A 25,178-nucleotide genomic window follows, 5' to 3' on the forward strand; every position below is an offset into this window, starting at 1 on the left:
AAAACAACATTAAAGGAGCTAACCACACAAACATGACCGATTTGAAAACCTATGGCTACACAGAAACAGAAGACATTCAAGACGGATTACAACCCGGCAGGGTTACCGAGCTGCGGCGTGAGCGCTTCACGGTTATAACCGAAAGAGGCGAAGTAACGGCGGTGCTGAAGGGATCCTTTTATCACGGTGCGGATACACGCTCAGATTTTCCATGCGTCGGTGATTTCGTCCTGCTGCAGTACAACGGAAGCGGAGATTCACTCATCGTTACGGTACTTCCCCGCCGCTCCAAGTTCTCACGCGCTGATTACTCCGGGCATGCCGCAGGCTATGCCAAAACCATCCGTGAGCAGGTCGTCGCAACCAACTTTGATTATGTATTTATAGTGACTTCGCTTAATCAGGATTTCAACGTAACCCGCATTATGCGGTATCTGACCCAAGTCAGGCAGAGCGGCGGTCAGCCTGTCGTTATTTTGACCAAAGCAGATCTCGTTGAAGATTATACTCCCCTGCTCGCAGAAGTCATAAATAGCATTCCCGGTGTGCCCGTACACGCCATTTGCAGTCATACCCGCCTTGGGCTGAATGAACTCGCTCCCTACCTGATGCCAGGCAAAACAGCCGTTTTTCTCGGCATGTCCGGTGTCGGTAAATCCTCACTGTTAAATGCGTTAATGGAACAGGAGGTAATGAAGGTCCAGGCCATCCGGGAGGTTGACAGCAGAGGGCGGCATACGACAACACACCGTCAGCTGTTCATGCTCCCCTCCGGTACGATGGTGATTGATACACCGGGGATGCGTGAGCTTGGGCTTTTTGATGCCGGCGAAGGCATACAAGCAAGCTTTACCGATGTGGAGAAGTGGTTTCTGAAGTGCCGTTTTGCCGATTGTCGCCATGTGGCCGAGCCGGGCTGTGCGGTTCTCACCGCGCTCGAAGACGGTACATTGCCCCGTGAACGTTGGGAGCATTATCTTACCCAGCAGCATGAGCACAAATATGTCCAGGATAAATCAGGCTACCTGATTGACAAGCGGGCCAGAAACAAAACAATAGCTATGCACAGCAAACAAACCAGGAAAACCGGGGGATGGAATAAATGAAGATTACAATCGGAACATTAACATATGCCTTAAGCCAACAGTTCAAGAAGGAAATCATTTCAGCTGACTACACTACTAAATCTCTACAAGGCGGAACTGTGGGAAATGTAAATTTGGTAACAGGAACCGCTGAAACTTCGGACGGCGAGCAGTTACCATACCGTGTCGTGCTGAAAATCCAGAAAAAATGGGAGCGCTACAGTGATCCTGGTTCATGGCGGCGGGAGTATGATCTCTATACCTCCGACTTAGGGGCAACGTTCCCGGATACCTTCCGCTGGCCGGCATGTTACTACGCTGAAATGAATGCCGAGCAGAATGAATATCAGCTGTGGCTGGAATTCGTTGATGGTGTATCCGGTTTAAGCTTGACTGGAGACATGTACGAACAAGCCGCACTGGAACTGGGCCGTTATCAAGGCAAACTGTACGCGGAGCAGCCTGCTGTGCTGGAGCGTCTGACCAATTTGAGCCGGGCGGATCTCATGAAGAATACGTATCTGCATTACCGGTCATGGCCGCTCGTCTACAATTACATCCGTTCGGAGGAGTGTGAATTTCCGCAGCATGTACGGCAAATGCTTATTGCTATCGACGAGCATTCAGAGGAGATTTTTGCCCGCATCGAACAATTGCCTCTAGTTCTGTGCCACCGGGATTTCTGGATAACCAATATTATCTATAACGAAGGGACAATATCACTCATCGACTGGGATACCTCCGGATGGGGCTATCTGGGCGAGGACATCGCCAGCCTGCTGGCGGATGAAGTGGATCTTGATCACATGATCGAATACTTCCAGCGGTGCGTCCCTGCGTATTATAGAGGTTTTGCAGAGTATGCGGATGCTCCCCCAGTTGCAGAGCATTGCGTTTGCGAGCTGATCCTGATCATATTCGGGTACAGGCTTGTGGAAGGGTATCTCCATGCAAAGAACGAAGACGGAAAGCTGCTTAACCTCCAGACACTCCAAAAAATCTATGAAATGAAGAACACTCCTGTCCTGAGCTGACTTTAATCTCTAAAAAAAGAACTCCGTATATCCGCGAATGCAGCGGGTTGCGGAGTTTCTTTTTCCTTGCTAAGAGTTGTAATTGCTGAAAACGCGAACTAACCTTTGATTTAAATCATCATACTCTTTTATAAGATCTGCTTCGTTTGAATCAGGTCGTGATCAATCAAAGCGTTCCCATTCCCTCCCCCGTTTCCTCTCAGCTTCACAGTAAGAGCTATACAAATTTCCCTCAATTCTTTCTCCAGGTCTGGTACCATAATGATCCCTCCTCATTCAAATGAACTCACAACTGCCCAGACGATGCCTTTTCCGGATGATTAGCAGAATTTAGCAGCACCACACCGCCGATGATAGCCGCGATACCGAGGAAGGACACAAAGGTGAACGGATCGCCCCACACCACCACACCAAGCAAAGCTGTAATGGCCGTCCCGACGCCTGACCAGACTGCATAAGCAAAGCTAAGCGGAATAACCCGCAGACTCATGGATAAGCTAAAAAAAGATAACCCCATTCCCACAACTACCCCGAGACCAGGCAGCAGATTCGTGAACCCGTCCGATAGCTTAAGCATCGTTGTCCCGAATATTTCAAAGCAGATGGCCATAGCCAGGTACATGTAACTTTTCAATTGAATCCCCATCCTCTTCTTTGCCCGTAAAATCAATCAATGCGCTCCGCCTGTAGCAAGCTTCAGTGTAATGACACCGCCGATGATCAGCAGCAGTCCCAGTATTTTTTTGCGGTTAAGCCGTTCTTTATAAAAAAATACTCCAACCATGGCCGTTAACGCCGTACCCGCCCCGGACCAGATCGCATAAGCCGTACCGAGTGAGATCGACTGCAGCGCCAGCGACAGAAAGTAAAAGGCTGAGCCGAGTCCAATTACCACCCCAAGAGATGGATATAGCCGTCTGAAGCCGTTGGATAATTTGAGCAGCGAGCTGCCGCAGACCTCTGACACAATGGCAAATGCCAATAACACAAAGGGATTCACAATCCTTTTCCTCCTATACCGTCATTCTAAGCAGTTCCTGTATGACCTGTTCGCGCAGCTCCGCATCCAGCTTTCCTAAGCTGAACATTTCGGAGAACCACAGGCCGTCGGCAGCCAGTCGTACAATGGTGGAACGCACCGGGTCGATCCCGTCGGTTTCAATGTCTTTTTGCCAGAGCGCATACTGCTCCTGCAGCTTCTCAAGCAGTTCCGGCTTGATGAAAAGCGCCGCCGTCAGCGCCGTGCTGATCCCGTTGCCGTCTTTGATATCACAGGCCACAGATTCCGTGTATGCCCTGCTCCACTTTCCTTCATTAACAGCTGAAACCGCCACTCGCTCCTGGACATCGGTCACGAACCCGTCCGTCAGCTCTTCGACCAGCCCCTGGATCAAAGCATTTTTATTCGGAAAATGGTGCAGCAGTCCGCCCTTACTGACGCCGGCCTCTCTGGCAACCGCCTCGAGCGTAAGCTTCTCTACCCCCTGGCTCCTGATTATTAAGGATGCAGCGTTCAATATGACTCCGCGTTTAGAATTAACGTTCAATGAATTCACCTCTCTATTTACTATACCGTCCAGACGGTTTTAAAGTCAAAGGGAAAGTTGTATGATTTTTGAGGTAGCTTTAGGCTATGTTATCATTACGTATTAGGGATTTATCCCATTCATTCCCTTTCATCACTGACGGAGGTGAGTTTCATTTGCAGGATATTCTTATAGCAGCCGGAGTTATCATTTTTGTCATTTTTATTGCAGTTCTGATGACGATAGGTGACCGCAGAAGAAAATAAAAAACTGCACACAGTAATTCCTCACTGTATGCAGTCATGTTCTCATAAGAGAGGTTATACAGCCGCAAACTGGCTGTTATACAGGTTCGCATAATGCCCGCCGCTGGCCAGCAGCCCCTCATGAGTGCCGCTCTCGACAATATCCCCGTCCTTCATATAAAGGATAATATCCGACTCGCGGATTGTTGACAGCCGGTGGGCGATGACGAAGCTGGTTCGCCCTGAGATCATCTTCAGAAAAGCCTTCTGGATACGGATTTCGGTCAGCGTATCTATGCTGCTGGTCGCTTCATCCAGAATCAGCATCGGCGGATCCGCCAGCATGACGCGGGCGATGGTCAGCAGCTGTTTCTGGCCCTGAGACAGATTATCCCCTGAACCGCTTATCTTTGTCCCGTAGCCCTCCGGGAGGCGCTTGATGAAGCTGTGCGCGCTCGCCGCCTTGGCAGCGGCAATAACCTCTTCATCACTCGCCCCCGGCTTGCCGTAGGCGATATTGTCGCGGATCGAGCCGCCGAACAGCCAGGTATCCTGAAGCACCATCCCAAAGTTCTGCCGCAGGCTGTCACGGGTGATGTGATTGATATCCACACCGTCAATCCGGATGCTGCCGCTGTCCACATCGTAGAAGCGCATAAGCAGATTAACGAGCGTCGTCTTCCCTGCTCCTGTCTGGCCTACAATGGCTACACGGGTACCCGGCTTCACTTCCAGGCTGAAATTACGGATCAGCGGCCGCTCCGGCGTATAGGCAAAGCTTACTTTGTCAAAAGTGATCGTCCCCTGGCTTGCACCCAGCACATGAGCGTCCGGGGCATCCGGCGTTTCCGGCACCATATCGAGAATCCTGAAGACGCGCTGGGCCGAAGCCGTCGCTGACTGCAGCTGGGTAATTACACCGGTGATTTCATTAAACGGCTTGGCGAACAGATTGGAGTAGATCAGGAAGCTCGACAGGTCCCCGACCGAGAAATGCCCGCCGATCACCAGCGCACTGCCGATCATCGCAATGACCGAAAAAGTAATATTATTGACCAGCCGGGTCGTCGGATTAGCCAGCGAGCCGTAAAACTGTGATTTAACCCCGGTCTGATACAGCTCATTGTTGCGTTCAGAGAATTGGGCAAAGGAACGGTCCTCGTAATGGTAGGCCTGCACAACCTTTTGCCCGCCGACAATCTCCTCCACATAGCCGTTCAGTCCGCCGAGAATCTTCGCCTGCTCGCGGAACAGCTTCTGGGAGCGGGTAGTAATGAATCTGGCGACAAAGTAAGTCACAGGTGCCGACAGGAGCACTACTACAGTCATAACAGGGCTGATATATAGCATCAGTCCGATTGCTCCGGCAATCGTGACAATACCGGTCAACAGGGTTGAGAAGCCCTGCAGCAGCCCGTCGGAGACGGCATCCATATCATTGACAAAACGGCTGATGCTGTCGCCCTGCGGATGATTGTCATGGAATTTAAGCGGCAGCGTGTCCAGCTTATCGAATAAGTCACGGCGCAGACCATAGACCGTTCTGTAGGCGATTTTGTTGGTGTAATAGGTCAGGAGCCAGCCGAAAAAGCTCCCCGCAGCATAAACCGCGCCAAGAATCAGCAGCAGCCGCAGAATTTCCGGAAAATCGACATTGTCCGGCCCGATCATCCGGTCGATTGCCCGCCCGATCAGCAGCGGACCAACCAGACTGGCGGCCACGCTCAGGATGGCGCAGATTACGGCACCGGCAGACATCCTCCGGTATTGTCTTGTATAGTTGAGCAGTCTCTTCCATGTCTCATTGGTATTCATTGCGCCACCTCCTGGCTGGACAGCTGTGATTCGCAGATTTCCCGGTAGACCCCGCAGGAAGCAAGCAGCTCCTCATGGGTGCCGGTTCCGGCGATCCGTCCCTCGTCAAAGACGATAATCTGGTCCGCCTGCTGCACGGTGCTGACCCGCTGTGATACGAGCAGCACCGTCATATCCCGCCCGTACTCCTTAAGCGCCTTGCGGAGCGCGGCATCTGTTGCAAAATCCAGTGCGCTCGAGGAATCGTCCAGAATCAGAACCGGCGGACGGCCGACTACGGCGCGGGCAATAGTCAGACGCTGTTTCTGGCCGCCTGACAGATTCAGGCCGCCCCGGGCTACCGGCGTTTCCAGCCCTTCCGGAAGCTTACTGATGAACTCCTCCGCCTGGGCTACCGAAGCAGCCTGCAGCAGCTCTTCACGGGTGGCATCCTGCTTACCCCAGCGGATGTTATCTGCGATTGTACCGGTGAACAGCAGCGCTTTTTGCGGTACGATGCCGATCAGGCTCCGCAGCTGCTCCAGCGGGTAATCCTTCACATTCACCCCTCTGACCCGGATATTCCCTTGAACGATATCATAGAAACGCGGAATCAGGTTAACGAACGTCGACTTGCCGGAGCCCGTACTGCCGATCAGCCCGACTGTCTGGCCTTGGCTTATCTTTACCGTAATGTCCTCCAGCGCAAGCTCCCCGGTACGGTTATAACCGAAGGAGACATGCTCAAAGGAAATGGCCGGAACGTTAGTCGGTGCTGCTGCAGCAACCGCCGTGTTTCCTTCATCCGGAACGGAAGTAGTCGAAGCCAAGACTTCATTAACCCGGTTAGCGGACGAAGAAGCTTTGGTGAACAGGATCACCAGATTCGATACAACGATCAGTGCCAGCAGAATCTGGGTGACATAGTTGATAAAAGCAATAATTTCGCCCTGGGACAGACGGCCTCCGTCAATGTGCATCCCGCCTGCCCAAAGGATGGCGATAATTGCCGCGTTGACGACCAGCGTCGTCATCGGTCCAAGCCAGGCGGCAATGCGGCCGACCCGGATCGCTGTCGCGGTTAAATCATCCGACGCCGCAGCAAAGCGCTGCTTCTCGCGGCGCGATTTTGCAAAAGCACGGATAACGCGGATACCGGACAGATTTTCACTCAGCACCAGCGCCAGATGATCTAGCTTCTGCTGGTACTTGCGGTAGAGCGGGCTGCTGCGGGTGATAATAAAATACAGGATTACCCCGAACACCGGTGTGGCCGCAAGCAGGATCAGCGACAGCCGGAAGTCGAGGATCATTGACATGATGATCGCCCCGATGCAAATGAACGGCGCACGGACAACCAGCCGGATCAGCATGGCTACGGCCAGCTGCAGCTGGTTCACATCATTAGTGATCCGGTTGATCAAGGATGGCGTTCCCAGCTTATCCAGCTCTGCGTAGGAGAGCGAGGATACATGCTTGAACATCTTATTGCGCAGCGATGTGCCAAAGCCCTGTGAAGCGCGGGCGGCATAATACTGGCAGACCATGGAGCAGCCGAAGCCCAGCAAGGTCATGAGGAGCATCAGCCCGCCCATCCGGTATACATAGGCGCTATCCTGGTTGCCGATGCCGTTGTTGACAATCAGCGCCACGATGGTCGGGAGCAGCAGCTCCAGCATCGCTTCCAGCAGCTTGAAGATTGGACCGAGAATGACCTCTTTTTTGTACGGTTTCAGAAAAACAGCAATTTTAAACATAAGTACTCACCAGCCTATACAGTATGTAACCTCTATGCAACATCTAGAAGACCCGTTATGATTATGTCATATCTGCAACCATATTAATAATATTGGTTTCATATCACTGAGATATGAATTTCATATGTCATTACAATTTAAAAGGAGGTTAATGATGGATATCCGCCAACTGAAATATTTTCTGGCCATTGCCGAGGAAGGACAGATTACATCAGCAGCCAGGCGGCTGCAGATGGCCCAGCCGCCGCTCAGCCAGCAGCTGAAGCTGCTGGAGGAGGAGCTGGGGGTGAAGCTCGTCGAGCGGGGCCCGCGCAGCGTACAGCTTACCGAGGCCGGAATGATGCTGCGCGAACGGGCTCAACAGATTCTGGAGCTGGCAGATTCCACCACCCGTGAGCTGAAGGATTATGTGAAGGGTGTGTCCGGCACGCTCTCCATCGGCACCGTCTCCTCCTCTGCCGCCACCCTGCTGCAGAAACGGCTGCTGGAATTCCACCAGCTCTATTCCGGTGTGAAATTCGAAATTCATGAAGGCAATACCTACCGGATTCTCGACCTGCTGAACAAAGGCATCGTCGAGGTAGGCATTATCCGTACCCCGTTCAGCAGTGCCGGACTCGAATGTATTTATACGGCAGCTGAACCTATGATTGCCGTGATGGCCCCCATTTATGACTGGACAGACGGGAGACCGGACATTGAGATCGGCGAGCTGCAGAACCAGCCGCTAATCGCCTACCGCCGGTTTGAGCAGCTGATCCGCGAGACCTGTCTGGAGCACGGCTTTGATCCGCAGTTTTTCTGCATGAATGATGATGCCCGCACGACGCTGCTGTGGGCCAACGCCGGGCTGGGTGTCGGCATTATTCCCAGATCCGCCTACAGTCTTGCCGCCAACAGTAATCTGGTACTCAAGGAGATCCGCAGCGATTCCCTGAATACCCGGGTAGCCGCCGTGTGGATGAAGGATAAGTACCTTTCCGCCCTGGCCGAGAAGTTTATTGAGAATTTCCGGCAGGGGTAAATCCGGCACACGGACTGCCGTATGCATACCTGTAGCGGAACGGAACTCTCCTGCTAAACACGATAAAACCCGCCCCGGCAGGGCCGGAAGCGGGTTTTATCTTTTAGAGCCACTCTACAGCAGCAGAAAGCTGCCGCTTAAGTATTACACCATAATTTTACAGATATCGTTGGTGAACTGCACCGGATCATTAACCTGCAGGCCTTCGATCAGCAGCGCCTGGTTGTACAGCAGGTTCGTGTACAGGCCCAGCTTCTCCTTGTCGCTGTCAGCCGCAGCCTTGAGCGATTTGAAGACGTCATGGTTCACGTTGATTTCCAGCACCTTGTCCGCCTGAACCTCTTGGCCGTTTGGCATGGCCTTGAGGATCTTTTCCATCTCGATGGTCAGCTCGCCTTCAGTAGACAGACAGACCGGATGGGACTTCAGTCGTTTGGAGGCTTTGACTGCCTTCACTTTGCCGGCCAGGATGCCCTGCATCGCTTCGAACAGGTCCTTATTCTCGTTCTGTTCCTCTTCCGACTGCTTGTCCGCAGCATCCTCTTCGATACCGAGATCACCGCTGGAGACGTTTTTGAATTCTTTTTCCTTATAGGACATGATCATTTTGATCGCGAACTCATCGATGTCGTCAGTGAAATAGAGGATTTCATAGCCCTTGTCCAGCACGATTTCGGTCTGCGGCAGCTTCTCGATCCGCTCTACCGACTCCCCGGAAGCATAGTAGATATACTTCTGGTCTTCCGGCATTCTTTCCACGTATTCAGCCAGCGTAACCTGTTTCTTCTCCTTGGAGGAGTAGAACATCAGCAGGTCCTGGAGGGTTTCTTTTTCCATACCGTAATCATTGTATACGCCGAACTTCAGCTGTCTGCCGAAAGATTTGTAGAACGTCTCATATTTCTCTCTCTCATCCTTCAGCAGGCTGAGGAGCTGGCTCTTGATCTTGTTCTTGATATTCTTCGCAATCAGCGTCAGCTGGCGGTCATGCTGCAGCAGCTCACGGGAAATGTTGAGTGACAGATTCTCGGAATCGACCATCCCTTTGACGAAGCTGAAGTAGTCCGGCAGCAGATCCGCACATTTGTTCATGATCAGCACGCCGTTGGAGTAGAGCTCCAGGCCTTTTTCATACTCCTTAGTGTAGTAGTCAAAAGGTGTGTTCTCCGGAATGAACAGAATCGCATTGTATACCACCGCACCATCGGCGCTGATATGGATATGCTTAAGCGGCTTGTCGAAGCCGTAGCGCTTCTCGTTGTAGAAGTTGGTGTAGTCCTCTTCAGTCAGCTCGTTTTTGTTCTTTCGCCAGATTGGCACCATGCTGTTGACGGTTTGCTCTTCCTTCGTTTCCTCGAATTCGCCTTCGCTGCCTTCCTTTGGCTTGCTGCCGGTGATGTCCATCTTGATCGGGAAGCGGATGAAGTCGGAGTATTTCTTGATGATCGCCTTCAGGCGGTACTCTTCAAGGAACTCGTCGTAGTTGTCTTCTTCGGTGTTGGCTTTGATTTTGAGGGTGATTTCAGTACCCACGCTGTCCTTCTCCGCTGGCTCAATCGTGTAACCGTCTGCCCCCTGCGATTCCCACTTGTAAGCCTGGTCGCTGCCCAACGCCTTACTAATGACTGTAACATCCTCTGCCACCATAAAAGCGGAATAGAAACCGACCCCGAACTGCCCGATAATGTTATGGCCGTCCTTGGCTTCGTTATCCTTCTTGAACGCAAAGGAGCCGCTGTTCGCGATGATCCCCAGGTTGTTCTCCAGCTCCTCCTGCGTCATCCCGATTCCTGTGTCCGAGATAGTCAGTGTACGGCTGTCCTTATCGGCGGTTACTTTGATGTAGTAATCCTCTTTATTGAACACCAGGCTGTCGTCGGCCAGTGCTTTGTAATAGATTTTGTCGATGGCATCGCTTGCATTGGAGATCAGCTCCCGCAGGAAAATTTCCCGCTGCGTATAGATGGAGTTAATCATCATTTCAAGTAGTCGTTTGGATTCGGCTTTGAACTCTTTTTTAGACATGAATATAGAATCTCCTTTCAAAAATAGCCTGCTAATTGCTTCCGGATGGTTAGCACTCCATAAGGGTGAGTGCTAACACTTCCTTTTATATACCATATTGTCGTTTTTGATGTCAATATCTTGCTGCATATCAGCGCCAAATGAGCCTCTTATATATGTAACGTTCCGCCATGATAGCAGTAATAATGCTTCGCCCTGAGATTCTTCAGCAGCTCCAGAGATTGCTCCGCCTGCGGCAGGTCGAGGCAATACTGGGGATTGGCTACCAGCAGTTCTGTGCCTTTGTCCACTATGTAGGCGGCATCACCGGTAATTATGCTGTCCAGCTCCGGGAGATGCAAAGAGATATGGCCTGACGTGTGTCCGGGAGTTGCGATTACCTTGCATGCCCCGCCAAACAGCCACTCGCCATCCTTGACTGTCTGATCGACCGGAAGATGCCGCAGGCTCGTCAGCAGGTCAACGAACGACTGGCCGAAGGCCTTCTGCTCATCAGGCATTTGCTCAAGCAAAGCCTCCGCCTGAACCAGACGTTCGGATTTCACCTCACCGCTGATATAGACGGCCTCCCTTTCGCTGGAGATCACTGTCACCCAAGGGTATTTTTCCTTAAAATCATGCAATGCCCCGATGTGATCGTCATCGTAGTGGGTAATCACGATATACTTCAGCTGCCTGAGGTCATACCCCTTTTGCTCTATGGCATTTTCAATAAGGGGCAGGAAACCGGGATAGCCTGTGTCGATCAGAATCAGTTCATTGTCAGATGCAATCAAGCAGGGATAGATGTAATATTGCTGTCCTTCATACATAAATTCAACAGGAAGCTCGATAATGTTCATTGTGTCCTCCGACAGTTGTTATTTTATAGATTCATTTTTAGCCCGGTGTGAGTGGCCTCGAATCCCAAACGCTCATAAAAGCGCCGGGCATCCTCGCGCTGCTTATCTGTCGTTAGCTGAATCATGTAGCAGCCCTTCGCTTTAGCACGCTCGATAGCCCAGAGAATCAGCTTACTTCCGACCCCTTTTCCTCTTACGCGGGATGCAGTCCTGACTCCTTCGATTGTGGCTCTCCAGCTGCCCTGATGGGTTAAATAAGGTGTAAAAGTAAGCTGGAGAACACCAACGGTCTCCTCACCAAGACAAGCCACAATCAACTCATTGTTCGAGTCAGAGTCAATCGCATGGAAGGCTGTAAAATAGCTTTGCGGCAGGGGAGTCTCATAACGTTCTCTTTGTCTGCCCAGTTCATCGTCCGCAAGCATTTGCACAATGGCATTCAGGTCATTTATTGTAGCAAGCCGGAAATGGACCATACTCTCCCCCTGTTGATTATAAAGTTGGTTTAGCAGCTGCAGTCCGGGTCCACCCGCTTCATACTGCAGCCTTTTTGGCCTCAGCATCGGTAAGCAGCATTTGAATCAGTGACTGCAGCGGCAGCGACTTCCACTTCTTCGGATGGATGAGCAGCTGCAGGTCAAAATGAATCTCCGGATGGACGAACGGCAGCTCGGCGAGATTCCCCCGCTCAATCTCTTCCTCGGCCACTATTCTCGGCAGCAGGGCGATGCCCAGGCCGTTGCGCACGCAGCGTTTGATCGCCTCCAGATTGGACAGCTCAAAGCCGATCCGGAACACGATACCGTGCTCACGGAGCAGATTCTCAAACATGCTGCGGTAAATACAGCTTTCCTCCGACACAATCAGCTCACAGTTGTTCAGATCCTGCAGCGATACCTTACCGAGCTTCGCCAGCGGATGTCCTGCAGGAGCGACCAGCACCAGCGGCTCATCCCGAATGATCGTCCGCTCCAGTGTGGAATCGGCCGTGCAGCGGTCCAGCATCAGTCCGATGTCTACCTCGCCGTCCCGGATTTTGGAGACCAGATTCGCTTCCTGTTCGGTCTGCAGATGAATGTTCAGCCCGGGAAAGGTCGTCCGCAGCTGCTGCAGGAACGGCGGCAGATAAAACGCAGCCAGCGAGTCGATCGTCCCTATGGTCAGCGTACCGCCGATCTGCTGGGCAATGGTTTCTTTTGACCGGTCATACAGATCAAGAATCTCCACAAACAGCTTCAGCAGTTCTTCCCCCGGAGGAGTCAGACGCAAAATCCGGCCGTGGCGCTCCATCAGGGTTACCCCGTATTCTTTTTCAATCTTCTGAATTTGCATTGTGACACTCGACTGGGCATATCCCAGCTCCTCTGCCGCTCTTGTAAAGCTCTGACGCTTCGCCACCTCACGGAAGGTTCTCATATATGTTAAATCCATGCTCTCACCCTTCAGAACGTGAACATGAGTGTATCAGCAGATTAGACCCGCTGCCTGGCTCAAGTTCATCAAATATAACATCAATATTATTGATGCCCCATATCATTTATTATAGCTAACACCGATGAATTATTCCATGCTACAGTATAATAAACGGTTATACAAATTTGGAGGACGATATTCATGTTAACAGAAGAGCAGATTTATGGAATCTATGTTCCCGTGGTAACACCGTTCGATGCAGCCGGCGAGATTGATCTGGCTTCCTATCAGCGGTATGTGCAAGGCATTATCAAGAACAACATTCATGGTCTGGTCGTAAATGGAACCACTGGAGAATCGCCGACAGTCAGCATACAAGAATTAGAATTGTTAATTGATGCCTCTAAACAGCTGCTGCAGGGCAGCGATATTCCACTCGTTATCGGAACGGGTACTAACGACACAATGTCTACCGTCAAGCGTACGGAGCTTGCCGCGAATGCCGGAGCTGATGCCGCACTCGTAGTTGTTCCCTATTACAGCCGCCCTTCACAGCAGGGCATTATCGCACACTTCCGCAAAGCAGCCGAGGTCGGTATTCCGATTATGGCTTACGATATCCCCGGCCGCGCCGGAGTTGGCATGACATTAGATACTGCACGCACCATCCTGGAAATGGACAATGTTGTCGGCCTTAAGGACTGCTCCGGCTCACCGCTGCTCGTCTCTGAGCTGTCGCGTCACGGTTCGAAGCCGATCCTCTGCGGTGATGACCTTTCCTTCTTTGATATGCTGGGTTGCGGCGCTGCCGGCGGCATGCTTGCATCCGCCAATGTGCATACGGCCAGATTCCTGGACATATACGAACAGTACAGAGCCGGCCAGGTAGAGGCTGCCAGAGCCGCGTACGACCGGCTGGTGCCGCTGATGAAGCTGCTGTTCAAGGAATCCAATCCTGCACCTATCAAGTGGCTCCTCAGTGCCAAAGGCGAGATTTCCTCGGATACCCTCCGCCTGCCGATGACTTCGATCAGCGACGCACTCCGCGAGGAGCTGGGCGCCCATCTCGCCGGCTAGCCCTTGCCCGGATGATACCGGCTGGACGCCGTAGACGCAAAAACCCGTATTGCACTCTCTTCCGGGAGTGTACAATACGGGTTTTTGTGTTTGTTCTTTTGCGGTGGCTTCGCCGGTTTAGTCCGCCCGCATTCGTTTGCAGCGGCTTGCGCTGACTACGGCAGACCAGCGCTGCAACGTTTGTTTGCTGCCGGCGGTTCTTTAGAGTACCATTTCCGGGCAGCTGCGGAAAGAAGATCTTCGCATTAACCCCGCTTCAATCTCCCTCCTATAACGCTGCTATTTTAAACTTTGCTCGTTCCTGCTGCCTATTAGCCTCGCGCAGCTCCTGAGCTGTTCCTTCCGCTTCCGCCGGACCGGTTTCCTGCTGATCTGCCAGCTCCTGCATTCCGCACTCCGCCAGCCTGTCCTTTGCCAGCACCGCCAGTACGCGCTCCGTTAGCCTGCTCTCTACCAGCTCCGCCAGCCTGCTTTCTGCCGGCACCGCCAGTACGCACTTCGCCTGCATTGCCTCCGGCGCTGCCTGCAGATCTGCCATCCTTGCGGTCCGGCCACTCTACCTTGCCGCCTTCAGAGCCGCTGCGCGGACGGCTGCCCTTGGTGAACCATTCTTCCTTCGGCTTGCGTGCCGGATTGGCTTTGGCTTTTGGCTGGTTGGATGCTTTGCCTGAAGCAACTGTCTTACTCGCTTTAGCCACCTCCGCCGCCAGCGCCGGATTGATCTTGATCATCGGATACGGATGATCCTTCACTTCCGGGATGGTCTTGCCGATTAGCTTCTGGATATCCTTCAGGTACGGAAGCTCCTCTGCTTCGCACAGGGAAATGGCGATGCCGCTCATCCCGGCACGGCCAGTACGGCCAATCCGGTGAACATACGTTTCCGGAATATTCGGCAGGTTGAAGTTGATCACATGCGACAGCTCGTCAATATCAATACCGCGGGCAGCAATATCAGTTGCTACCAATACCCGGGTTACTCCGGTCTTAAAATTACGCAGCGCATTCTGCCGTTCATTCTGCGATTTGTTGCCGTGAATCGCCTGGGCGGCAATATTGACCTTGCCCAAATCGCGCGCAACCCGGTCCGCCCCGCGTTTCGTACGGGTAAACACAAGCGCAGATACAATCGACTTATCCTCCAGCAGACGGTTCAGCTGCTTCTGCTTGCAGCCATTCTCCAGCAGATAGACGGATTGCTGAATTCTGTCCACTGTCGAAGAAACCGGGGTAATTTCAATCTTGACCGGATTCACCAGCAGCGTCTTGATCAGCTGTGAAATCTCCTGCGGCATCGTTGCGGAGAAGAACAGGGTCTGTTTTTTAGCCGGCATCTTGGCAATAATCCGCTTCACATCATGAATGAAGCCCATATCCAGCATCCGGTCAGCTTCATCCAGAACGAGCAGCTGCACCTGCTGCAGGTCAGCATGCTTCTGGGCAATCAGGTCGATCAGACGGCCTGGAGTAGCAATCAGGATATCCGCGCCCAGGGCCAGAGCTCGCTCCTGTGATCTTTGTGAAACCCCGCCGACAACAGCAGTAGAGCGGATTCCAGTGAACTTGCTGTAGACCTGAATATTCTCATAAATCTGCAGCGCAAGCTCACGGGTAGGGGTAAGAATCAGAGAACGGATCGGGCGTTTGCCGCTCCGGTTAACATTCTGCTTGCTAAGCAGCTGGATAATGGGCAGCGAAAAAGCTGCCGTCTTCCCTGTACCGGTCTGCGCACAGCCCAGCACATCTCTCCCGGTCAATGCTGCGGGGATTGCTTCTCTCTGAATAGGTGTAGGCGATGTATAGTTTGCAAGGTCCAGCGCCTTAAGAATCGACGGGCTCAGACCCAAATCATTAAAAGTCATGGTTATCTCCTTATATCAAACACTTATATTGTCAGTTCACCCGGACTAGCGGGATTACGCTTATCCATACGTTTCCACAATGCGCAAAGCTAAGACATAACGCATAATGATACCATAAATCTGCAAATAAAATAACCCCGTATTCTAAAACAGTCCTTCATTACACAAAAAAGAGCGGAGGAACATTTCCCCCGCCCTTCTCGGTATTAAGAATAAAACTAATCTACGATTTCTGCTGTATCGCCGTTGTTGGCACCTGCAGCATTCGCTTCGTCGGTGTCGATGTGCATATCAAGCTTAAAGCTGTCAGATACACGTGCAAGCACGTTCTCCAGCACCAGGCCGCGTTCGCCGCCAAGGCGTACTTTGAGCATCTGCTTGTCAGCAATACCCCAAGCTTCTGCTTCGGAAGTGTGGAAGTGAATGTGACGTGCTGCAATGATTACGCCAGTCTCCAGCTCAACTTCACCTGCTGGTCCTTTAAGAGTAATGCCTGGTGTTCCCTCAATATGTCCGGATTCGCGGACAGGGGCTTTCACACCGAGGCTGAAAGAGTCGGTGCGGGAAATTTCGAGCTGTGATGCCGGACGGGCAGGTCCGAGAATTCTTACTTTGTCGAATTTGCCTTTGCTGCCGATAACGGCTACTTGCTCGTTTGCTGCGAATTGTCCTGGTTGGGAGAGCGGTTTGAACTCAGTCAATTGATAGCCTGGGCCAAACAATGCTTCCACGTGCTCCTGCGTAAGGTGAATATGCCGGGCCGACACACCTACGGGTACAGTCTTGCTCATTGTAAGTCACTCCTTGTATTTTCTCTAGTATCTGTACAAGCCACTGAACATTATACAACTTCTTACCCAAAAATAAAAAGGCCAGGCTCACATTAAGCATTAATTTTTCGACATTTCTTCGACAATTCGCAATATTCCCTCCGCCTTAGTCACCTTTTTGCCATTTTATTAATAACCCCGTGAAGGCAAATGTGTGCTCAAAAAACGCATGGCATTCCCATGCAGCCAGCCTATTACCTCATCCTCAGGATAATGCTTAAGCAGCAGATCGGCTAAATCCGTATATTTTCCGGGATGCTCGAGCCCTTCAACCCAGGCATCAATTCCGTCGAAATCCGACCCGAACATCAGCTGCCGCGATCCGCCCAGACTGCAGACATGCTCGATATGCTTCAGAAGATCCTCTGTTTTGGCCCCGCCCCCATTACGGACAAACCAGGGAACAAAGGTCAGCCCGATCCGTCCGTCCATCGCTGCCAGCGCTTTAATCTGTTCATCAGTCAAATTACGTGGATGGTTGCACACAGCGGCCGCATTGGAATGGGACGCAATAAAGGGCCGTGTACTGCGCTCAGCCAGCTCCCAGAACCCGGATGGAGAGAGATGGGACACATCCAGCAGCATTCCGCTGGTATTGCACCATTCGATGAGCTGCCTGCCTTTTTCCGTAAATCCGCCGTTTCTTGACTCCAGCACCCCGTCCGCCGCCCAATTCGCATAATTCCAGGTGATCCCAAGAAATCGCACTCCAAGCTCAAACAGCAGCTCTGCATAAAATATATTCCCTTCCAGGCCGTCGACGCCCTCAAGCGAAAGCATCGCCCAGGCCTGTTCCGGGGCAGACGTTATAACCGCCTCCTCTTTCCAGCGAAGCCAACGCAGACCCTCCACGCTGATAACCCGTTTGCGGAACAGCTCAAGCTGACCCAGTATCCTTTCAACGCCGGGTTTTCCCAGAGTCTCGGACAAATAGACCGCAAAAACCTGCAGTCCCACATTCCCCGCCTCCAGCCGCTCTGCTGTCACGTCCAGCCGATGATCATTTCTAAAATGAATATCGGGTTTCGCCTGCAGCTTGCTCAGTGCATCACAATGAAAATCCGCAACCTTAAATTTTTCCGCTGTCCCCATCTTCTCCCCGCTTTCCATACCACTAAAATACCGTGCAACAGCCTTATTCATTTCAAACCATTAGCGTCAGCCGCTTATATTAACAGCTTATGCCTTCAATCCGCTCCTTTTCCCGGAACAGCAAAAAACCTGTTTACCTAAGTAAACAGGTCCATCAGAAAAAGTTCATAAATTATCTGGGTTCCACAATGAGTTTAATCGCCGTCCGGTCCTCCCCGTCAATTACGATATCCGTAAAGGCTGGAATGCAGACCAGATCAACACCGCTTGGCGCGACAAATCCCCGGGCGATGGCAACTGCTTTGACTGCCTGGTTCAGTGCTCCTGCTCCAATAGCTTGTAGCTCGGCCGATCCACGTTCACGAAGAACACCTGCTAACGCACCGGCAACGGAATTCGGATTGGATTTAGCTGATACTTTTAATACATCCATAGTAAGTACCTCCCCTGGGAAAATGATGGTGTTCTTCCACTACTGTAGATGTTATTCGCGGGAGAAGAAATAATTCCTTCTTTTTGCGGACTACGCTGGAGAAATTGGTACAAAAGATACTCTTTTTCGATATAAAAAAGATCACACTTTATCCAAAAACGGCGATTTTTCCCGAATGTCCTACTACATGATATCCAGGCCTAGCTCATAACCCATTCGTCTTCACGCAAACGAATCTTCTCCAGACGTGTCGCTTTACCTGTAGCCTCGTCAATCTCCGCGAATAACCCGTTCAACTGCCATTTACCTTCGTCTACCACAAACCTCGACGGGAGCTGGGTAGTGAATTTATAAAGGACTGCATCCTTTTCCATACCCAAAATTCCTTCTCTTGAACCAACCATGCCCGCATCGGTCAAATAAGCGGTTCCGCCTGGAAGAATGACATCATCGTTGCTTTGCACATGTGTGTGGGTGCCGACTACGATAGAAGCCATTCCGTCCATAAAATAACCCATGGCAATCTTCTCTGAAGTCGCTTCGGCATGGAAATCAACGAGAATGCATTTGTGGGTACGCCGCAGCTCCTCCACAATTTCTTCCCCTACCCGGAACGGATCATCAATTGCCGGCAAAAAGGTACGCCCCTGCAGATTGACAATCGCCAGCTGTTTGCCGTTGCCTTTAACAACGGTATACCCTCTACCCGGGGTTCCCGGCGGAAAGTTGGCCGGACGGATCATCCGCGGCTCGTCGTCGATAAAGTCAAAAATATCCTTATTGTCCCAAGTATGATTACCCAATGTAATGCCGTGTACACCCCAATTAAAAAATTCATTGGCAATTGCTGAGGTAATTCCTCTGCCTGCGGCGGCATTTTCACCGTTAACGATGATAATATGCGGCTGGTACTTGCTCTTTAATGTGGGCAGCATTTCCCGCAGAGCCTTTCTGCCGGTATTGCCTACAATATCTCCTATAAATAAAACTTTGATGTTGTTCTCCTCCTAACATTAATCGCACTGCCTAATCTTATTTTTTTACGGCCGCCTTTTCGCGGGAAAGAAAAAAGGCCCCGCAGGGGGGCCAGTTTCCTTGCTTATTTTGCGTATTCCACAGCCCGTGTCTCGCGGATAACGGTAACCTTGATATGACCCGGATAATCCAGCTCACTCTCGATCATCTTCGTAATGTCGCGTGCCAGACGGAAGCTTTCCGCATCGTCGATCTTCTCAGGCTGCACCATCACGCGAACCTCGCGGCCCGCTTGAATTGCATAAGACTTCTCGACGCCTTCGAAGCTCTCAGAGATCTCTTCCAGCTTCTCCAGACGTTTGATGTAGGTCTCCAGTGTCTCACGGCGTGCGCCAGGACGTGCTGCCGACAAGGCGTCAGCTGCTCCGACCAGCATAGCAATAACCGAGGTAGCTTCGCAGTCTCCGTGGTGGGACGCGATACTGTTGATAACGACCGGATGCTCCTTGTATTTCTTCGCAAGCTCAACGCCAATTTCAACGTGTGAGCCTTCCACTTCATGATCCAGCGCTTTGCCGATATCATGGAGCAGCCCGGCACGTTTAGCAAGCACGATGTCTTCCCCAAGCTCACCGGCCATAAGTCCAGTCAAATAAGCAACCTCCATGGAGTGCTTGAGTACATTCTGACCATAGCTCGTACGGAATTTCAGACGGCCCAGGATCTTGATCAGATCCGGATGCAGACCGTGAACGCCAACCTCGAAGGTAGCCTGTTCACCGTACTCGCGGATCCGCTCATCCACTTCTTTGCGGGATTTCTCCACCATTTCCTCAATCCGTGCCGGATGGATACGTCCATCGGCAACCAGCTTCTCGAGTGCCGTACGGGCCACTTCGCGGCGGATCGGATCAAATCCCGACAGAATAACAGCTTCCGGCGTATCATCGATAATGAGATCAATACCTGTAAGAGTTTCCAGTGCCCGGATATTACGGCCTTCACGGCCGATAATCCGGCCCTTCATCTCTTCATTCGGCAGAGTTACCACAGATACCGTTGTCTCGGCAACGTGATCAGCTGCACAGCGCTGGATAGCCAGTGTAATGATTTCGCGGGCCTTCTTGTCCGCTTCCTCTTTGGCCTGCTGTTCAATTTCCTTGATCATCTGCGCGGTTTCATGGCGAACTTCCTGCTCTACATTGCTCAGAATGATACTTCTGGCATCATCGATGCTCAGGTTGGAGATACGCTCCAGCTCGGTAACCTGATTCTTGTAAATAACATCAATTTGCTGTTGCGTTTCGTCAATTCGTTTCTCTTTGTTAGCTACTTGTTCTTCTTTTCGTTCAAGCGATTCCATTTTTTTATCCAGCGATTCTTCCTTTTGCAGCAAACGTCTCTCTTGCCGTTGGATTTCATTCCGGCGTTCACGAGTTTCTTTCTCAGCTTCAGTACGGATTCTGTGTACTTCATCCTTAGCTTCGAGTACCGTTTCCTTCTTCAGCGCCTCAGCGTCTTTCTTCGCGTTCTCCACGATGACGAGTGCTTCTTTCTCTGCGCTTTGAATCTTAGCTTCTGCAAGGGATTTACGAATAAAATAACCGAATCCAAAGAATATTGCAGCTACAACGAGAACGATTATGACCCAGATTGCAGGATGCATCTGTTCACCTCCTCGTTGGTTCCTCCAAGGAATTTGCCTTGGGAATTGTGCAGTTGTTAAACTATCCGTTCATCACCATACAAAAAACCGGTAATACACCGATTGCCATACTGCACATGCTGCACATGCACACTGCCCGCCTTATCCGGCGATTACATTTCATATGAGTTGTACGCGAAGCGGCTACCTAAGAGTCTGCTTTTTGGGAAGGAAAAAGGATTCTTAGTTTATGCCGATTCATGTTATATTTTATTATTTATAAAAAGACATTGTCAAGAGAGTCGATAACGCCATTAAAGTCAAGAGAATGTCAAGCGGTTCACTCAAATTCGTAAAACTCGTCATCATAGCCTTCCGCATTCTCTTCCTCACGCAGAGTATTCAATACCTGCCGGACCATTTCACCCGGGAAACCGCGCCGCATCAGGAAAGCACCGGTCTTTCTGCGCTTGTCGTTCATATCCCCGCGGATCATGTTCCACTTCTTGCGCCCGGTCTGCAGTGCGCCCGCCAGTTCCTCTTCAGGCGAAATAGTCTCCAGTGCTTCAGCGATCAGCGATTTGTCGATTCCCTTCTCCCGAAGCTCCTGGCGGATCCACAGCTTGCCCTTGCGCTGGTTCGTTATCCGCTGCTCCGCCCACTGCTTCGCATACAGGGGATCGTCAATGAAACGTTCCTGCTGCAGACGCTGCAGCACTTCTGCAATTATAGTCTCTCCTATTTCTTTCTCCCTTAAACGGCGGGCCATTTCCTGGGCCGTCCGCGGCTTGCGCTCCAGGTATCTCAATCCCTCGACATAGGCCCGCTGGCGCTCATCTGCCACTACAATCTCCTCAAGGTCTTCCTTCATGAATGAATTGCCTGAGATCATCCGGTATTTAATCATGACATCCTCATGCACAGTCATGTTATAGGCGCCGAAATGTATAATATAGCGGTGGTCCGACTTCTTCTGCCGCTCTACCTTAGTTATTTCCAGCAGCTCACCGTCCGGAAAATCCGCCAGTGCCTGCACCTCCTGATCTTCCGGCTCAGGATTAAGTTGAATTACCACAGTTCGTTCACCTCTCACTCTAACGATATAAAATGTGAAAGCTTAACTATTAATTATCAATAAATAAGCGCCCTGCTGCAATCTTACACAGGGCGCTCAATATTAGTTAAACGTATTATTCAATTTCAAGCAGCAGATTATCTTCTTCCTCTTTCTCCGCTGCAACCTCAGCTTCCGAAGGGGCAGCAACAATGGTGGTAAGGTTGCTTGCTTCACGGATCTTGTTCTCAATCAGCAAGGCAATTTCCGGATGCTCCTTGAGGAACTGCTTGGCATTCTCACGTCCCTGGCCAAGCCGTTCGCCTTCATAGGAATACCAGGCTCCGCTCTTGTTGACAATGTCCATTTCCGTTCCGATATCGACAAGGCTTCCTTCCTTCGAGATGCCCTCACCATACATGATATCAACGTCTGCCTGTTTGAACGGAGGAGCTACCTTGTTCTTCACGACTTTGATCTTGGTACGGTTACCGACTACATCATTACCCATCTTGATGCTCTCTACACGGCGTACATCAAGACGCACCGAGGAGTAGAACTTCAATGCCCGGCCGCCCGGAGTCGTTTCGGGATTACCGAACATAACGCCGATCTTCTCACGCAGCTGGTTGATGAAGATGGCGATCGTGTTGGATTTGTTGATCGCACCGGACAGCTTCCGCAGAGCCTGGGACATCAGACGGGCTTGGAGACCAACGTGGGAATCCCCCATATCGCCTTCAATCTCCGCCTTAGGCACCAGTGCCGCCACGGAGTCAACGACAATAATGTCTACTGCACCGCTGCGCACAAGTGCTTCAGCGATCTCCAGCGCCTGTTCTCCTGTATCCGGCTGGGACAGCAGAAGCTCATCAATGTTGACGCCAAGCGCGTTGGCATATTTAGGGTCGAGCGCATGTTCCGCATCGATGAAGGCAGCTTGTCCGCCAACCTTCTGTACTTCAGCGATAGCATGCAGGGCAACCGTTGTTTTACCGGAAGATTCCGGTCCATATACTTCTATAATACGTCCTTTTGGAAGTCCGCCAATACCCAGGGCAATATCAAGTGCCAAGGCTCCGCTTGGTACAACTTCCACTTTCATGTGATTGGATTCACCCAATTTCATGATCGAACCTTTACCAAATTGTTTTTCTATTTGACGAAGCGCCATATCCAGCGCAGCACGACGATCTGACAATCAGACCACTTCCTTCACTTGTTTATAGTAATATAATACCGTGTTTTAGAGGTCTTGCCAAGCTTTTTTTCGAACATACATTCGTTTTTTTTGACCGCGGGCGAATTATACCCTTTTATTGTAAGCCCCCTTCCATGAGGAACGCACCATACATAGTCATTAACCAGCCGGTGTAGCAGACTCACATTTACAGGCTAACCGCAGCCACAAAAACAAAAAACCGCAGCAAATGGTTCACTATGCCACGGTTCTTCCGTATTTACAATTATATACCGCCCTGCGGAACTATTGCAAGGCCGATCCTTCAAGCGGAGTCTCCACCTTGCGTTCCTCCAGCCGGCGCCATAGACGGTACAATAGCGCTTTGACCGAACGAAGCCGGATGTTCTCGCGTGTTCCTTTGAGGTTAAGCTCAAAGACCTCTGTCTTGTGTCCGCGTTCGGCCAGGCCGACGAATACCAGCCCGACCGGCTTGCGCTCCGAGTATCCCGGTCCTGCTACCCCGGTAACCGACAAGCCGAAGTCGCTGTCGGCCAGCATTCTGACCTGGTCCGCCAGCACCTCTGCAACCTCGCGGCTGACAGCTCCGACAGCATCAGGACCTTCCAGATAAGAGGCGGGCACGTTCAGCAGCTTTTTCTTTAGTTCATTGGAGTAGCAGACAATGCCGCCCTTGAACATGGATGCACTGCCCGGAATGTTCGTAATGCTCTCCATTAATAAACCGCCGGTACAGCTCTCGGCTGCGCTGAGAGTCAGGCCGGCATCCGCCATCCAGTCCACCAGCAGCTGTTCCAGCGGTACATCGATGTTGGCGTACATGTTCTCAGGCAGAATTGCCTTCATCTGCTCCTCGAGCACATCCAGCTTCTGCATCGCTTCACGCTCCGAAGGCGCTTTGGTTGAGATCCGTACCGTCACTTCACCTTCCTTGGCATAGGGCGCAATAGTTGGGTCAGTCTGGTTGCGGATCAGATCTATCAGCTTGTCCTCCAGCAGCGATTCACCGATACCCGCGAACTTGAGCATCTTGGAGTAGATCGGCATTTCTGTGGTGAGGGCATGCTGCAGCAGCCAGGGCTTGACTTTGTCAGTAAACATCGGCTTCATCTCACGCGGAGGTCCGGGAAGCACGATGTAATATTTACTCTCATGGGCAAAAGCAAGGCCGACGGCCAGGCCGATTTCATTCGGAAGCGGCGTAGTTCCGTCAATAATTACGGCCTGCTTGCGGTTATTCTCGGTCATTACTATTTTACGTTCATCGAAGAATCTCTGAACATGATCCATCGCAAGCTGGTCAATATGAAGTGAACGTCCAAGCGCTGCTGCCAGCGCATCCTTGGTAAGATCATCTTCCGTCGGACCGATGCCGCCGGTGAACAGAATAATATCCGCGCGGCCCCGGGCGATCTCAATCGCCTCCTGGATCCGGCCCTTGTTGTCCCCGACTACGGTCTGAAAATAAACATCAATCCCCATCGCGGCCAGCTCAACCGATAAAAACTGGCCGTTGCTGTTAACGATTTGTCCAAGCAATAGCTCTGTGCCGACAGCAATAATTTCTGCTTTCATAGCTGGCGTTCTCCTCCTGATGATATTGTTATGACTAGTTAAGGATTAGGGTTAGGCGTTATGAAGCTCCAGCAGTTCTTTGTTCTTCACGAAATAATCGATCCCAGAGTAAATCGTAATCAGAGCCGCCGCCCAGATTGCAATGTCATCAAGCGGAATGCTCACGAACTGGAACGGGAAATTGTTAAGCAGCAGCAGAGAGATGGCAACAATCTGCGTTACTGTTTTTATTTTACCCCATTTGCTGGCAGCCACTACTTTCCCTTCCAGCAGCGCAACCTGACGCAGTCCGGTAACCGCAAACTCGCGGCTGATGATAACGATGGCAATCCAGGAATCGCATCTGCCCAGCTCTACCAGCGAGATCAGCACTGCAGATACCAGCAGCTTGTCCGCAAGAGGATCAAGCAGCTTGCCGAGATTGGTAACCATGTTATATTTCCGGGCAATGTACCCGTCTATTCCGTCTGTGCTGGCGGCAAGCAGGAAAATTACGGCTGCGATCAGATGATTAATGGAAAGCTGGAATGATCCCCAATGAATCGGCTCGGGATAGAACTTAAAATCAACCAGCAGAAAAAACATCATAATCGGGATAAGACAAATACGTGCTAGTGTAATACGGTTGGGCAAATTCACTGAAGTTCCTCCCCTGATCCATCCTGATTCCAAAATATGTAGATAAAAGA

The 25,178-nt window shown here is 51.4% G+C and carries 23 protein-coding genes; 4 read left to right on the forward strand and 19 right to left on the reverse strand.

The genetic code is table 11. From position 1 onward, the window contains the following. Positions 1-32 precede the first annotated feature (32 nt). Both rsgA and AC4G46_RS19050 read left to right on the forward strand, forming a co-directional pair. Positions 33-1,106 carry a ribosome small subunit-dependent GTPase A gene (gene rsgA / locus AC4G46_RS19045; RefSeq protein ID WP_491124107.1) on the forward strand — a complete coding sequence of 358 codons (1,074 nt, stop codon included), beginning with the start codon at positions 33-35 and terminating at the stop codon, positions 1,104-1,106. Continuing rightward, entirely contained in the window at positions 1,103-2,119 is a 1,017-nt protein-coding gene (locus tag AC4G46_RS19050) for an aminoglycoside phosphotransferase family protein (protein WP_491124108.1), read from the forward strand. The genes rsgA and AC4G46_RS19050 overlap by 4 nt, the downstream gene beginning before the upstream one ends. A 286-nt stretch (positions 2,120-2,405) precedes the next feature. Here the strand turns inward: AC4G46_RS19050 and AC4G46_RS19055 are convergent, their stop codons facing one another. The 5 genes from AC4G46_RS19055 to AC4G46_RS19075 all read right to left on the reverse strand — a co-directional run bounded on the left by AC4G46_RS19055 (position 2,406) and on the right by AC4G46_RS19075 (position 7,441). Beyond that, positions 2,406-2,753, reverse strand: coding sequence for a DMT family transporter (locus AC4G46_RS19055; RefSeq protein ID WP_491124109.1), 348 nt, complete (start codon positions 2,751-2,753; stop codon positions 2,406-2,408). A gap of 36 nt (positions 2,754-2,789) precedes the next feature. Then, positions 2,790-3,119 carry a DMT family transporter gene (locus tag AC4G46_RS19060; RefSeq protein WP_042199259.1) on the reverse strand — a complete coding sequence of 110 codons (330 nt, stop codon included), beginning with the start codon at positions 3,117-3,119 and terminating at the stop codon, positions 2,790-2,792. Positions 3,120-3,132: 13 nt separating this feature from the next. Continuing rightward, positions 3,133-3,675 (reverse strand): TetR/AcrR family transcriptional regulator, encoded by a 543-nt coding sequence (locus AC4G46_RS19065; protein WP_491124110.1) that lies wholly within the window; start codon positions 3,673-3,675, stop codon positions 3,133-3,135. A gap of 290 nt (positions 3,676-3,965) precedes the next feature. Next, a complete protein-coding gene (locus AC4G46_RS19070; protein WP_491124111.1) occupies positions 3,966-5,705 on the reverse strand; it encodes an ABC transporter ATP-binding protein in 1,740 nt (579 codons plus the stop codon). Beyond that, positions 5,702-7,441: an ABC transporter ATP-binding protein gene (locus tag AC4G46_RS19075; RefSeq protein WP_491124112.1), complete on the reverse strand. Its 1,740-nt coding sequence runs from the start codon at positions 7,439-7,441 to the stop codon at positions 5,702-5,704. Before AC4G46_RS19075 ends, AC4G46_RS19070 begins: the two co-directional genes overlap by 4 nt. A 154-nt stretch (positions 7,442-7,595) precedes the next feature. Between AC4G46_RS19075 and AC4G46_RS19080 the strand changes: the two genes are divergently transcribed. Next, the gene (locus AC4G46_RS19080; RefSeq protein ID WP_491124113.1) at positions 7,596-8,465 is read left to right on the forward strand and encodes a LysR family transcriptional regulator; all 870 of its coding nucleotides are present in this window, start codon (positions 7,596-7,598) and stop codon (positions 8,463-8,465) included. A 144-nt stretch (positions 8,466-8,609) separates the two neighbouring features. Here the strand turns inward: AC4G46_RS19080 and htpG are convergent, their stop codons facing one another. The 4 genes from htpG to AC4G46_RS19100 form a co-directional block, all read right to left on the reverse strand. Beyond that, complete coding sequence (htpG, locus tag AC4G46_RS19085; RefSeq protein ID WP_491124114.1) at positions 8,610-10,490, reverse strand: molecular chaperone HtpG; 1,881 nt, start codon at positions 10,488-10,490, stop codon at positions 8,610-8,612. 149 nt (positions 10,491-10,639) lie between these two features. Beyond that, positions 10,640-11,332, reverse strand: a complete 693-nt coding sequence (locus AC4G46_RS19090; protein WP_491124115.1) for an MBL fold metallo-hydrolase — start codon at positions 11,330-11,332, stop codon at positions 10,640-10,642. A gap of 23 nt (positions 11,333-11,355) precedes the next feature. Then, positions 11,356-11,808: a GNAT family N-acetyltransferase gene (locus AC4G46_RS19095; RefSeq protein WP_491128929.1), complete on the reverse strand. Its 453-nt coding sequence runs from the start codon at positions 11,806-11,808 to the stop codon at positions 11,356-11,358. A gap of 58 nt (positions 11,809-11,866) precedes the next feature. Next, a complete protein-coding gene (locus AC4G46_RS19100; RefSeq protein ID WP_491124116.1) occupies positions 11,867-12,763 on the reverse strand; it encodes a LysR family transcriptional regulator in 897 nt (298 codons plus the stop codon). Positions 12,764-12,946: 183 nt separating this feature from the next. Between AC4G46_RS19100 and dapA the strand changes: the two genes are divergently transcribed. Further along, positions 12,947-13,822 carry a 4-hydroxy-tetrahydrodipicolinate synthase gene (gene dapA, locus AC4G46_RS19105; RefSeq protein ID WP_491124117.1) on the forward strand — a complete coding sequence of 292 codons (876 nt, stop codon included), beginning with the start codon at positions 12,947-12,949 and terminating at the stop codon, positions 13,820-13,822. A gap of 311 nt (positions 13,823-14,133) precedes the next feature. Here dapA and AC4G46_RS19110 read toward each other — a convergent pair whose 3' ends face one another. The 10 genes from AC4G46_RS19110 to pgsA form a co-directional block, all read right to left on the reverse strand. Then, complete coding sequence (locus AC4G46_RS19110) at positions 14,134-15,684, reverse strand: DEAD/DEAH box helicase (protein ID WP_491124118.1); 1,551 nt, start codon at positions 15,682-15,684, stop codon at positions 14,134-14,136. Between the two features lie 218 nt (positions 15,685-15,902). Continuing rightward, positions 15,903-16,475 carry a phosphate propanoyltransferase gene (pduL, locus tag AC4G46_RS19115; RefSeq protein ID WP_491124119.1) on the reverse strand — a complete coding sequence of 191 codons (573 nt, stop codon included), beginning with the start codon at positions 16,473-16,475 and terminating at the stop codon, positions 15,903-15,905. A gap of 168 nt (positions 16,476-16,643) precedes the next feature. Then, positions 16,644-17,606 (reverse strand): dipeptidase, encoded by a 963-nt coding sequence (locus AC4G46_RS19120; protein WP_491128930.1) that lies wholly within the window; start codon positions 17,604-17,606, stop codon positions 16,644-16,646. A gap of 172 nt (positions 17,607-17,778) precedes the next feature. Further along, a complete protein-coding gene (locus AC4G46_RS19125) occupies positions 17,779-18,039 on the reverse strand; it encodes a stage V sporulation protein S (RefSeq protein ID WP_068723905.1) in 261 nt (86 codons plus the stop codon). Positions 18,040-18,239: 200 nt separating this feature from the next. Further along, a complete protein-coding gene (locus AC4G46_RS19130; RefSeq protein ID WP_491128931.1) occupies positions 18,240-19,034 on the reverse strand; it encodes a TIGR00282 family metallophosphoesterase in 795 nt (264 codons plus the stop codon). 104 nt (positions 19,035-19,138) lie between these two features. Beyond that, a complete protein-coding gene (gene rny / locus AC4G46_RS19135) occupies positions 19,139-20,680 on the reverse strand; it encodes a ribonuclease Y (protein ID WP_277469310.1) in 1,542 nt (513 codons plus the stop codon). A gap of 319 nt (positions 20,681-20,999) precedes the next feature. Further along, positions 21,000-21,734 (reverse strand): regulatory protein RecX, encoded by a 735-nt coding sequence (locus AC4G46_RS19140; protein WP_491124120.1) that lies wholly within the window; start codon positions 21,732-21,734, stop codon positions 21,000-21,002. A gap of 115 nt (positions 21,735-21,849) precedes the next feature. After that, on the reverse strand, positions 21,850-22,914 hold the full coding sequence (gene recA, locus AC4G46_RS19145) for a recombinase RecA (RefSeq protein ID WP_491124121.1): 1,065 nt from the start codon (positions 22,912-22,914) through the stop codon (positions 21,850-21,852). A gap of 285 nt (positions 22,915-23,199) precedes the next feature. Beyond that, positions 23,200-24,489, reverse strand: coding sequence for a competence/damage-inducible protein A (locus AC4G46_RS19150; RefSeq protein ID WP_491124122.1), 1,290 nt, complete (start codon positions 24,487-24,489; stop codon positions 23,200-23,202). Positions 24,490-24,540: 51 nt separating this feature from the next. Continuing rightward, on the reverse strand, positions 24,541-25,128 hold the full coding sequence (gene pgsA, locus AC4G46_RS19155) for a CDP-diacylglycerol--glycerol-3-phosphate 3-phosphatidyltransferase (RefSeq protein WP_068723915.1): 588 nt from the start codon (positions 25,126-25,128) through the stop codon (positions 24,541-24,543). Positions 25,129-25,178: the final 50 nt, after the last annotated feature.

Source organism: Paenibacillus sp. fava2, assembly GCF_058313675.1.